The organism is Streptomyces tardus (assembly GCF_018101125.2).
GTDB lineage: Bacteria > Actinomycetota > Actinomycetes > Streptomycetales > Streptomycetaceae > Streptomyces > Streptomyces tardus.
The window spans coordinates 1,694,786-1,706,641 of the sequence record NZ_JAELVF020000001.1 but is presented as its reverse complement, the minus strand read 5'-3'; the positions used below and the strand labels follow the sequence as shown (position 1 = coordinate 1,706,641).

Genomic DNA, 11,856 nt, shown 5'->3' with positions numbered 1-11,856 from the left:
CCGGGCGGGAGACGGCGGCTGACCTCGGCGGTGGTCAGGCCGAGACCGCCGAGGGTGATCTCGTCCCAGGCCTGGAGAGTCCTGGTCTCCTGGTCGAGGTAGAGCACCGAGGCGGAGACGTTGTCGGGCTCGTCCTGCTCGACCGCGCGCAGCCCGCTGCCGCCGGTCGACCCCTCGATCATGAGCCGGGTGCCGCCGTCCAGCGTGCGCTGGCTGCGGTTGTGAGTGTGGCCCGCGAGGGCGAGCGGCACCTCGCCGTCGGCCTGCTCGGCCAGTACGGGGTTGTGGGCGGCGGCGATGTCCACCGGCTTGCCGCGGATCTTCGACGTCCGCAGCGCGGCGGCGAGTCGGCGTCCGGCGGCTTCCTGCTCCTCGTCGCCGCCGGCCTCCGCGGAGCGGTCCGGGGTGAAGCTGGGGTCCCCGAGACCGGCGATGCGCAGCCCCGCGACGTCGACCGGTTCGCCGTCGTCGAGCACGTACACGTTGTCCCGCTTCTCCAGGTAGTCCTGGGTGACACCGGAGTCGTGGTTGCCGCGCACCCACACGAAGGGGGCGCCGAGGTCGCTCGCCGCGTCGAGGAAGGCGTTCTCGGCGGAGGTGCCGTGATCCATGGTGTCGCCGGTGTCGATGACGGCGTCGATCTCGTACTGCTCGACCAGGGACTCGATGATGCGCCAGGCAGCGGGGTTCAGGTGGATGTCGGATACGTGCAGCACGCGGGTGGTGTTGGGGTCGGGCTGGTAGGTGGGCAGGGTGGAGGCGGCTTCGTAGAGCTTGGTGACGTTGGTGACCAGGCGGGCCAACTCCTGCTGGTAGGTGTCGAAGTCGGTGACGATGTTCCGTGCGTCGCCTACCAGGCTGGGAGCGCCGGCGAGCAGGCCGGAGAACTTCGGCTCCAGCACTGCCTTCGGGTTCCAGGTGACCGCGGCGGCGGCGCCGGAGGCGGCGAGCAGCGAGAGCGCGAGTCCGCCGGCGAGCAGTGCGCGGCGCGGACGGCGGTAGACGACGAGTCCGAGAGCGGTCGCCCCGCACACCACGGCGGCGGCCGAGCGCAGTGCGAGATCGCGGGTGCCGGACTGCACGTCGTGGGTCACCTCGTCCTGGAGGCCGCTGAACTGGCTGGGGTTGGCGACGAGCCGCTCGGCCTTGTCCGGGTCGAGCCGGGTGACGTCCACGTCCAGGCGCAACGGGGCGTGGTGGCTCTCCAGCGCGAGTGCGCCCAGTGGCGCGATATTGATCTTGGTGCCGCCGGAGACCGACGGCCGCAGGGTCATGGTGGTGTCCATCGGGCCGACCGGCTTGTGCACGTTGCCCACGGTGAGCAGGCCGAGCCACGCGCCGAGCACGGTGACGCCGATCAGTGCGAGGGCGCGGAGCCAGGGGCGCGGGGCGGGCGCGAGCTCGACGGGTGTCGGGGTGTCGCGAGCGCGTTCGCGGCGGAATGCGGCGAGGGCCGAGCCGGCAGCCCGGCGCAGTGCCGAGAAGCGGTTGGCACGGGACTGCCGAAGCGGTGCACGGGCCATGCCGTCCGATATGCCCAGACCGTGCCCCGGCTATGCGGGCCGGGTGCGCCGTACCCGACAATGGCCTAGTGCTGGAGATCACGCGCGAGGAATTCGAGCAGCTCGTCGCCGAGGCGCTGGACCATGTGCCGCCCGAGCTGACGCGGTTGATGGACAACGTGGCCGTCTTCGTGGAGGACGAGCCCGATCCGGCCGACCCCGAACTGCTGGGCCTGTACGAGGGCACGCCGCTCACCGAGCGCGGCGAGTGGTACGCCGGGGTGCTCCCGGATCGCATCTCGATCTACATGGGCCCCACGCTCCGGATGTGCGAACGGGAGGACGGGGGGCGGGAGATGGTCGTCGAGGAGATCGAGATCACCGTGGTGCACGAGATCGCACATCATTTCGGGATCGACGACGAACGCCTGCACGAGCTGGGCTACGGCTGAGGCGAGGCGAGGCGGCGCCCGAGTGTGGCGGCGCCTGTGTGGCGGCGGCGCCCGCGTGGGGCGGCCGGCGCGTGAAGCGGTGGCGGTGAGGTCGTGGTGAACTGGCCGCCCGCGGTGCGGCATTCACCGGGGGTGCGCAGGTGGGTGCGGGGCCGCGGCTGTGAGGGGTCGGGGAGGCGTGCGGGACGCGTACGGGGCGGGTGAGGGCTTTGAGGTGGGGGAGGTGCCGGTGGACGGAGTGGCGTTGCGCACACCGGCGGCCCTGAACGGGCCCCCTGTTTGCGTGGGCTGTCGGGGGATGCGTATGCTGGCAGATCGTTTGATCCCATTTGCCCGGCCGCCCCAAATTCTGGCGTGCCGTGTGGCGCGTTCCTACTGCTTGGCCGTGGCTGACCGCATCGAGGCGGTCGTGTGCGAACACGGAAGTCTGTGGCGCGTGCCCGATCTCCGGAAGGTTCGCATTACGCATGTCTGTTTTCACCGCTGATTCCGTCCTGCCCGAGGACGAGCAGCTGCTCGACACCGAGGCCGACGCCCCCGTCGACGAGTCCCCTGTCGACGAGCTTGCCGTCGACGAGCCCGCTGTCTCCGAGCCCACCTTCGGCGACCTCGGTCTGCCCGAGTCCATCGTGCGCAAGCTCGCGCAGAACGGTGTGACCACCCCGTTCCCCATCCAGGCCGCCACCATCCCGGATGCTCTGGCCGGCAAGGACATTCTCGGCCGCGGCCGTACCGGCTCCGGCAAGACCCTGAGCTTCGGGCTGCCGGCCCTGGCCCGGCTCTCCGGCGGCAGGACCGCCCGCAACCGGCCGCGCGCCGTCATCCTCACGCCCACCCGTGAGCTGGCCATGCAGGTCTCCGACGCGCTCCAGCCCTACGGCGACGTGCTCGGCCTGAAGCTGAAGGTCGTCTGCGGCGGCACCTCGATGGGCAACCAGATCTCCGCGCTGGAGCGGGGCGTCGACGTTCTCGTCGCCACCCCGGGCCGGCTGCGCGACCTCATCAACCGTCGCGCCTGCTCGCTGGACGACGTCCAGGTGGCCGTCCTCGACGAGGCCGACCAGATGGCCGACCTGGGCTTCCTGCCCGAGGTCACCGAGCTGCTCGACCTGGTCCCCGCCGGCGGCCAGCGGATGCTGTTCTCCGCGACGCTGGAGAACGAGATCGACAGCCTCGTCAAGCGCTACCTGGTCGACCCGGTCAGCCACGAGGTGGACGCGGCGCAGGGTGCGGTCAGCACCATGAGCCACCACATCCTGATCGTGAAGCCGCGGGACAAGGCGCCGGTCACCAACGCCATCGCCGCGCGCGACGGCCGCACCATCGTCTTCGTCCGCACCCAGCTGGGCGCCGACCGCGTGGCCGAGCAGCTGCGCGAGGCCGGAGTGAAGGCCGACGCGCTGCACGGCGGCATGACGCAGGGTGCGCGCACCCGGACGCTGGCGGACTTCAAGGAGGGCCTCGTCAACGCGCTGGTCGCCACCGACGTCGCGGCGCGCGGCATCCACGTCGACGGCATCGACCTGGTGCTGAACGTCGACCCGGCCGGCGACCACAAGGACTATCTGCACCGTTCGGGCCGTACGGCGCGTGCGGGGCAGTCCGGCACCGTCGTCTCGCTCGCCCTGCCGCACCAGCGCCGGCAGATCTTCCGGCTGATGGAGGACGCCGGCGTGGACGCCGGGCGTCACCTCATCGGTCGCGGAGACCTCTTCGAGGACGACGTCGTCAAGATCACCGGTGCGCGTTCGCTCACCGAGGTGCAGGCGGAGGCGGCGGCCGGTACCGCCCGTCAGGCCGAGCGCGAGGTGTCCGCGCTGACCAGGAAGCTGGAGCGGACCCGTCGCCGCGCCGACGAACTGCGCAACGAGGCCGACCAGTTGATTGGCCGAGCGGCGCGGGAGCGCGGCGAGGACGCGGACGAGGCGATCGCACACGCCGCCGAGGAGCGCGCCGAGGCTGCCGCGCAGGAGGAGGCCGAGGCCGCCATCCGCGAGGCCAAGGAGGCCGCCCGGGTGGAGAAGGAGCGCCGCGCCGAGGAGCGCAAGCGTGACGGCGGCGGCAGCGGCGGTGGCAACCGCCCGTTCCGTGGCGGCGACCGCGGCGGGGACCGTGGCGGCTTCCGTCGGGACGACCGCGGCGGGGACCGTGGCGGCTTCCGCGGCGGCGACCGCGGCGGGGACCGTGGCGGCTTCCGCGGCGGCGACCGGGACCGTGGGGGCAACCGCGGCTCGTACGAACGCCGTGACGGCGACCGCGAGTTCCGTGGCGGCGACCGCGGCGGCGACCGTGGTGGCTTCCGCGGCGGCGAGCGCCGGGACCGTCGCGAGGGCGGCGACTTCCGCGGTGGCGAGCAGCGCGGCGGTGAGCAGCGCGGTGGCGAGCAGCGTGGCGGTTTCCGCCGTGAAGGCGGCGGCGAGCGCGAGTTCCGCGGTGGACGCGAGGGCTTCCGTCGCGACCGCGACCGGGCCGACCGTCCGTTCAACCGCGGTGACGACCGTCGTCCGTACGGCCGTCGGGACGACCACCGGGGCGCCGCAGCCCCCGCCACCGGCGCGCGTCACCACGAGCGTTCCTTCGACAGCGCCGGCGACCGTCGCAGCGACAAGCCGCGCTGGAAGCGCAACGGCTGACGTTCCGCGGGCCGACCGCGCCGGGCTTCGCCGGGTGCGTGAGGCCGTTGCGGTGGCGGCCCGTTGAGGCCGCCGAGGAGCTGTGAGACGGCCCTCTCTTCTTCGGGAGAGGGGGCCGTTTTCGCTGTGTGTGACATGTCGCACAGGGGCGCGGTGCGCGAGCGATGCGCGGGCGCGCGGGCGGGGGCGTGCGAGGCGGTGCGCGCCTTCACCCGACGCGGCGGCGCGCCGGGTGGTGCGCGGGGTGGTGCGGTACGGGGCTGGGCGCCGGTGCGGTTCGCACGGGTCAGCGGCGGGGCCCCGCCGGGCGGCGGGCGGCGTACCGCTCGTTCCGCGCCTGCCTCCTGCGGCAATGCCTTCGAACGTGGAGCGCCCGGCCGGTTATGCTTCTCGGGCGGGCCGTTAGCTCAATTGGCAGAGCAGTGGACTTTTAATCCATTGGTTGTGGGTTCGAGTCCCACACGGCCTACCGCGCTCCCCTTCGGGAGTCGTCCGCCCCCAGCCTCTACGGCGGGGGCGGACTTCTGTGCGTTGCATGCCGTCGGCGCGACTGGGGTGCGAAGCCGTCCGCCTCCAACCCGCCGCCCCGGCCGGGCGGTACGGCGGCTGCCAGCCGGTCCGCGTGCCCACAGGACTTCCGCGCACTTCTCGAACGGCTCCGTATGTGTGTCCGTGGTTGGTGTGGTGGTGCTTCGCGTGGTTGACGTCTATGGAGCTGGTGCTCCGGGAGGCCGATGGAGGAGACCGCGGTCAGGGCTCGTGTGGGCCGGATGCTGACGGGCCTGTCGTCGTCGGGTCGAGAGGCCGGAGTCGCAGCGGGGTGACCGGACACCGATCGAGGCCACCAACGGGGGCTGTGCGGGCCGATGTTGGGTCAAGCCCCGGGGGCCGGGGGTAGCGTCATGAGTGCGCCCACACGACGGAGGACACCATGCCTGACACTCCCGACACCGTGCTCCCGTTCGGCAAGCGCGTCCGCCGGCTGCGTGAGCGCCGCGGTCTCACCCGACCCGTCCTCGGCGGGCTCGTCGGCCGCTCCGCAGAGTGGGTGAAGGCCATCGAGTGCGGGCGTCTGAGTACACCTCGGCTGCCTTTGCTGATGCGGCTGGCGGATGTGCTGGCGGTCGATGACCTGGCGGAACTCACTGGCGAGGAACGGTTGAGCGCATCCACCTACGCCAAGACCGCGCACGAGGGCCTGCCTGCGGTGAAGGCGGCGCTCACGAACTACCGCTTCGACCGCGACGAGGAGCCCGACAGCGTGGAGAGCCTGCGCGCGCGTGTCGCGGAGGCGTGGCGGCACTGGCACGCGTCGGGTCGGCACCGGACCCGTATCGCCGCACTCCTCCCGGACTTGCTCGGTGACGTGCAGCACGCGGTGCGTACTGCCGAGGGCGCCGAGCGGCGGCGTGCGCAGGCGCTGCTCGCCGAGGTGTACCACTTGGCGCAGCTCTTTCTCAGCTTCCAGCCTGCTGCCGAGCTGGTCATGCTCACCGGCGACCGCGCGATGGGGGCAGCACAGGACGCAGACAGCCCGCGTGCGATCGCAGGGGCCGCTTGGTACATGAACCATGTGTTCCGCGACGCCGGTGAACGTTCAGAGGCGCGTGTCGAGTTGGCGATGCGCGCCGCCGACCTCTTGGAGCCGGAGCGGGACGCCGACTCCCTGGCCCGGTGGGGGCTGCTCCAACTCGCCGCGGCTCTGTCGTACGCGAAGATCGGGCGACGTGGTGACGCCGAGCGCTTCTGGGAGTTGGCGGACGGCGCTGCTCGGCGTCTCGGGCCCAACTACTCGCATCCGTACCTGATCTTCGGGCGGGGGATGGTGGCCGCTTACGCGATCACGGTGCAGGCCGACCTGGTCCGGGGCCGCGATGCGGTGGAGGCTGCCGACGCTGTCGACGTGTCGGGAATGCCTTCGGCCACGCGCAGGGCGTTCCACACTCTGGAGAGCGCGCGGGCGTACAGCTTGCGCAAGGAGCCGCTTGCCGTGGTGCACCTGCTGAAGCGGGCGCACGATGAGTCGCCGGAGACGACGCGATTCAACCGGTTCGCTCGTGGCGCGGTGTCCGAACTGTCGGCCACGGGCAGCGCGTTGGTGCGCTCCGATGCCGAGGCGCTGCGGCAGCGGATGGGCGTTCCGGCAGTCGCGTAGAGGTACGACCTGTACCCCTCGGTGAGGGGGCAGCGTTCGTACCGGTGTGAACCCGCGCGCTTCATACGCTCAGTGAGTAATCAGTTACCCACTCACTGGGGGTAGATGTGTGCGCTGCACCTCTGATGCCTCACGCCGAGGCGTTCACCCCGCCGCCGGGGCCTGACGTCTGTCTCATGCAGGCCGGTGTGACCTGGGATGCGGTGCGGGTGTCCGCCTGGGTTTCCAGGGCGGTGCTGCCCGCGCTCGGCGAGCGCAGCGGGGCTGTGCTCGAGGATGGGTACTCCGGTGTCTGGTACTGGCTCATCGCGTCCGGGGCGGGCGGCGGTTGGCGGTTCGGACCTGCTGTGCAGGTGCTGGGGGCGGCCACCTGGCTGGCGGTTCCGCCGGTGCACCGCACCGAACGGCCGGGCCTGCGCTGGGTGTTGGCGCCCGGAGGGGGTACGCGGGCGCTGACGGAACCCGAGTTGCTGCACGCCGCCCTGCAGCGGCAGGTCGGCCCCCGGTGAGCCGCGCCGTGGGTGCTCCGCCACCACCGGTGGACGATCACCCCCGCTACCGAACCCGACTCCGCACAACCGCTCTTCGCGATGCGGTGCACGGTGTGCGACGCCGTCAGCGGCGACACCGAGGACCGGGACGCCGCCGCCGGCTGGGCGTTGACGCACTCCGGCCGGAACCCCGCGCACCGCACGTATCGGGAGACGCTGGTCCTGCCGTACCGCACGTACCCGGTCGGCCGCCGGTGAGCCGGGCAGGCGACGATCTCGACGCACGTCTCGCCACCGCGGTACGGGCCTGGATGCAGGCCGGCGCCACCACGCGGCTGCCGCTCGGTGTTCGGTGGGACGTGGTGTTCACCGCCGCGGGTGCGCCTGCCGCCGCGGTGCTGCGGAGCATGGATGCCGTTCAGCGAGGCGGATGCGGGCCCGTTCTCCACGACGCGGCAGCGGACCGTGTGCTCTGGCTGGTCGAGCCCGGCACAGTGCGCAACTGGCTGTCCCCGTACGGCTTGTGCGTGGGCGCTCCCGCACACCTGACCCTGCCCACCGGACCTTCGGGGTTCTGCGGTCTCTCGGAGTCCTGCGGGCCTGCGGCGGAGGTGCGCTGGGTGCGTCCGTACCGCGACGGCCACACCGTGGACGCCGCGTTGCTGCACCGCCAGCTGGACGTCGCGTGGCTCGGGCGTCCCCGGCCCGAACTACCGCTGCCGATGGGGCGATTCGGTTCGCCCCGCCTGCCGCGGGGCAGCGACGACCTCGTCCTTGGCTGAACCCGCCAGGGTCGTCGGGACCCGGATGTGGGGCGGGGTGTGCGAGGGGCGCGTGCGATGACGGATCATCGCGTGGGTGGCGGTGTCGAATGCCGTTCTTTGCACGGGAGTTGACGAGGTGTCTGCTCGCCGTGGCAGAGCACGGCGCTGCCGCCCGGAAGGTCGCAGACGGAACGGGTGCAGGGGTGAGACGCGGATGACGGAGTCGGGTGTGCCGGAGGACCGGACGGTTCGGGGACGGCATGTGGTGGTGGTCGGGGGCAGCCTGGCCGGGTTGTTGGCCGCGCGGGTGCTCGCGGAGCACGCGGAGCGGGTGACGGTGGTGGAACGCGACCGGCTGCCGGACGGGCCCAGAGCCCGGGCGGGCGTACCGCAGAGCCGGCATGTGCATGTGCTGATGGAGGGCGGTGCCGACGCGCTGGAGGATCTGCTGCCGGGCATCGTCGAGGAGTTGGTGGCGCACGGCGCACCGCGGGTGGGGATGCCCTCGGACACCGTGCACTGGCAGGGCGGCACCTTCCACCGGCGCACGGCGGCGACGGTCCATCTGATGAGTGGTTCGCGGCCGTTGGTGGAGTGGCTGGTACGCCGTCGGGTATTGGAGGACCCGCGGATCTCGGTGCTGGAGGGCACCGAGGTGGTGGAGCTGACCGGCGACGCGCGGCGGGTGACCGGAGTCGGGGTGCGCGAGCGCGGCGCGGGACGCGGTGCCGAACGCGGCGAGCTGCGGAGGCTGGCGGCGAGTCTGGTGGTCGATGCGTCCGGACGCAGCACGCGGGCGCCGTCCTGGCTGGAGGCGCTCGGCGCCGCCGCGGTGCCCGAGGAGCGGATCGAGACCGGGCTGGCGTACGCCACCGGGACCTTCGTCCCCCCTTCCGGAGAGGGGCCCGACGGTGCGACGGCGGGGTTGAGCACGGCCGGCTTCTACTTCGTCCCGGACGGGAACAACGTGCGCGGCGCTTCGGTTCTGCCCATCGAGGGCGGGAGGAGCCTGGTCACGCTCATCGGGCTGCGCGGCACCGAACCGCCCACGGACCCCGAGGAGTTCCGCGCCTTCACCGCGCGTCTGCCGCATCCGGTGCTGCACGACTGGCTCGTCGGCGCGGAGCAGGAGGGCGCGATCCACGCCTTCCGCGCGACGGGCAACGTACGGCGTCGTTACGACCGTACCGACCGTCGGACCGCGGGCTTCCTGGCCACGGGCGACGCGCTGTGCGCCTTCAACCCGGTCTACGGGCAGGGCATGGCCGTCGCGGCGCTCTCGGCGGTGGCGCTGCGGGACTCACTGTCCGACCCGAGGCGTACGCCGAGCGGTGCGCGGGTGCAGCGGGCGCTGCTCGCCGCCTCGCGGCAGGCGTGGGACATCGCGACCGGTGCGGACAAGGAACTGCCGGGAGCGCGCGGCAACGCGGTGGGTGCCAGCCGTGCCGACCGTGTGCTCGGCCGCTATCTGGCCCGGGTGGTGGAGCGGACAGCACACGACCCGGTGGTGGGTACGGCCTTCCGCGCGGTGTCTTCGCTGAAGGCCCCGCCGGGAACGCTGTTCGCGCCCGAGGTGCTGCGCGCGGTGCTGTTCGGCGGCTCGCCGGGGCCGTGCACGGAGCTTCCGCTGCGTCCGGAGGAGGAGCGGCGCTGAACTGCGCGCGCCGCGCGCTGCGTTGAACGAGACGGGCCCGAACTCAAGCCGTTTACCTGCGAGTTCGGGCCCGCTCTGCTGCCGGTCGGTGGTGGTGCCAGTGGCGGTGACTGTGTTCGTGCACGTGCTGTGTACGGAAGCGCGCACGTGCTGCGTACGGAAGCGCGCACGTGCTGCGTACAGAGCGGGCACAGCGCGGGCAGGGGGTGGGGCGGCCCGGGCACGGGTGAGTGCGGGTGTGGGGCGGTCGACATGTGGTGGGGCTGTGGATGCGTACAACAGCTTTGTGTGACACGGGAATTGGGTGCACCGGCCCCCAATTCGGGCTCCGGGGGCGAGCTGTAGCGTGCGGGCTGCGACGCGGGTGAAGGGGGCGATTCGGCCCTCCCCGGCGGCCGTACCGGAAGCCGGCCGGCGTCGGCGCCACCGGGTTCGTGCCGCCGTCGGCAGCCGCGGGAGGCGAGAGAACGCGTCCCGCCGCCACAACGTTGTGTGTCGACGCCCGTCGAGTGCTCAACATGCCCATCCCCCAAGGCAGTTGACTGACAGGTGAACCCAAGAATGCATCCTCTGCGCGATATCGCCGGCGAGAGTTCGCTCGCCAACCCGTACCAGGACGTCTCCCTGCTGCGGCGCTACGAAGAGCTGGGCGGAGACCTCGACGAGGTGCTCTACCTCAGCCTCGGCGAGACCTGGAGCGAGGTCGCGCCCGGTCTGGCGCGGGCGCTGCGGGAATCGGTGCCGCTGCACGGCCACGGCTACATACTCACGCCCTACGGGCTGCCCGCGCTGCGCGAGGTGCTGCGCGGCTACGTCACCGACTCCCACCGGCTGGCCGCGGTCGCGGAACTCGGTGTCGACTACGAGGTGGCGGTGTCGCAGAGCAGCACCCGCAGCGCGATGTTCCACTACGGCCGCCTGCTGCGGGAGGAGGCGCCCGACGCGGCCGGCCGGCCGCTGGTGGTCTGCTCCTCGCCCGGGTGGGACTACGCGGGTGTCTTCACCGCGCTCGGCTACGGGATGCGGCACTTCGCCGTCCGCCCCGAGGACGAGTACCAGCCGCGCGCGGAGGAGGTCGAGGAGCTGCTGCGCCGCTCCCGCGGCGAGACGACGGGCCCGCTGCTGCTGGTGCTCAACGCCCAGCACAACCCGACCGGCGCCGACTGGGACGAGCGGACGGTGCGCCGCATGGTGCGGGCCGCCGCCGATACGGGCGCGGCCGTACTGGTCGACGACGCCTACTACGCCGTGCACGACCCGCACACCCCGCCCACCAGCGCACTGCGCGTCCTGCTGGAGGAGTACGGCCCGGCCGACGACCCGGCGCGGGGCCGCCCGTGGCTGGCGGTGCGCTCGCTGGGCAAGCAGTTCCACTGCAACGGCTGGGGCATCGGCGCGCTGACCGCCCCGCCCTGTGTGCTGGAGGCGCTGCTCGGACGGTTGCTGCCGCAGCACGGCTACGTCTCCTCGGTGCCGCTCCAGGCGGCCATGGCGGCCTGGCTCGCCGACGAGGAGAGCGAGACCTTCCTCGCGACACAGCGGGCGAACTACGCGCAGAAGCGACAGGAGATCGCCAAACGCCTTGCCGGCGACCTGGGTTACCCGGACGAGGCGTTCCATGCCGGCAGCTGCGGCGCGTACCTGCTGATGCGCACCCCGCCGTGGTTTGAGGAGCGCGCCGCTGCGGGGGCGGGCACCGGCACGCGGTCGGGCCCGCGGTCGGGTACTGGGCGCGGCGCGGAGCAGGAGCCGGGGGAGAGCTTCCGGGAGTTCTGTCTGCGCCGCACGGGTGTCCTGGTCGGCGAGGCGCACATGAGCACGCCGGGTGAGCGGGCCCGCGACCCGCAGGGCTTCGTACGGCTCTTCCTCGGGCCCCAGCAGAGCGTGGTCACCGAGGCGTTGGAACGCCTGGCAGACGCCGGGCTGGGCTGGGCGGACGAGGACGCGCACAGCTGAACGCGGCCGTGCGTGCGGGCGGGCGAGCGGGCCCGTGCGCACGCACGGGGTGGGCCCGGCGGCTTCCCCGTACGGGCCGGGGCGGGGACGCCCGTACGGCGGCGCGAGGCCCGTACGGCGGCGCGAGGAACGGCGTGACGATGCGCGCCGCAGGCCGGGGCCGGCGAGCGGGGCGGGGCCCGAAGCCCGAGGGGCGACGGTCGACGGCGGAGGGTCGGAGGGGCCATCGCACTGTGCGATGTTGAGCGA

9 protein-coding genes and 1 tRNA gene are annotated in these 11,856 nt (G+C 72.7%); 9 read left to right on the top strand and 1 reads right to left on the bottom strand.

The genetic code is table 11. From position 1 onward, the window contains the following. The coding region (locus tag JGS22_RS07320; RefSeq protein WP_216814876.1) for a metallophosphoesterase family protein at positions 1–1,523 on the bottom strand (1,523 nt) is incomplete at its 3' end. Positions 1,524–1,555: 32 nt separating this feature from the next. On the opposite strand from JGS22_RS07320, the gene JGS22_RS07315 reads away from it, so the two are divergent. From JGS22_RS07315 to JGS22_RS07275, 9 genes are all read left to right on the top strand, one after another. Next, complete coding sequence (locus JGS22_RS07315) at positions 1,556–1,954, top strand: metallopeptidase family protein (protein WP_211043725.1); 399 nt, start codon at positions 1,556–1,558, stop codon at positions 1,952–1,954. 467 nt (positions 1,955–2,421) lie between these two features. Next, entirely contained in the window at positions 2,422–4,587 is a 2,166-nt protein-coding gene (locus JGS22_RS07310; protein WP_216814875.1) for a DEAD/DEAH box helicase, read from the top strand. 396 nt (positions 4,588–4,983) lie between these two features. After that, positions 4,984–5,056, top strand: a tRNA-Lys gene (locus tag JGS22_RS07305). 462 nt (positions 5,057–5,518) lie between these two features. Next, positions 5,519–6,742, top strand: coding sequence for a helix-turn-helix domain-containing protein (locus tag JGS22_RS07300; protein ID WP_211041621.1), 1,224 nt, complete (start codon positions 5,519–5,521; stop codon positions 6,740–6,742). Positions 6,743–6,867: 125 nt separating this feature from the next. Beyond that, positions 6,868–7,251: a hypothetical protein gene (locus tag JGS22_RS07295; RefSeq protein WP_211041620.1), complete on the top strand. Its 384-nt coding sequence runs from the start codon at positions 6,868–6,870 to the stop codon at positions 7,249–7,251. Positions 7,252–7,263: 12 nt separating this feature from the next. After that, positions 7,264–7,491, top strand: a complete 228-nt coding sequence (locus JGS22_RS07290; protein ID WP_211041619.1) for a DUF7848 domain-containing protein — start codon at positions 7,264–7,266, stop codon at positions 7,489–7,491. Next, the gene (locus tag JGS22_RS07285; protein ID WP_211041618.1) at positions 7,488–8,015 is read left to right on the top strand and encodes a hypothetical protein; all 528 of its coding nucleotides are present in this window, start codon (positions 7,488–7,490) and stop codon (positions 8,013–8,015) included. Before JGS22_RS07290 ends, JGS22_RS07285 begins: the two co-directional genes overlap by 4 nt. Positions 8,016–8,211: 196 nt before the next feature. Continuing rightward, on the top strand, positions 8,212–9,651 hold the full coding sequence (locus JGS22_RS07280; protein WP_211041617.1) for an NAD(P)/FAD-dependent oxidoreductase: 1,440 nt from the start codon (positions 8,212–8,214) through the stop codon (positions 9,649–9,651). A 561-nt stretch (positions 9,652–10,212) separates the two neighbouring features. Next, positions 10,213–11,607, top strand: coding sequence for a pyridoxal phosphate-dependent aminotransferase (locus JGS22_RS07275; RefSeq protein ID WP_211041616.1), 1,395 nt, complete (start codon positions 10,213–10,215; stop codon positions 11,605–11,607). Positions 11,608–11,856 lie beyond the last annotated feature (249 nt).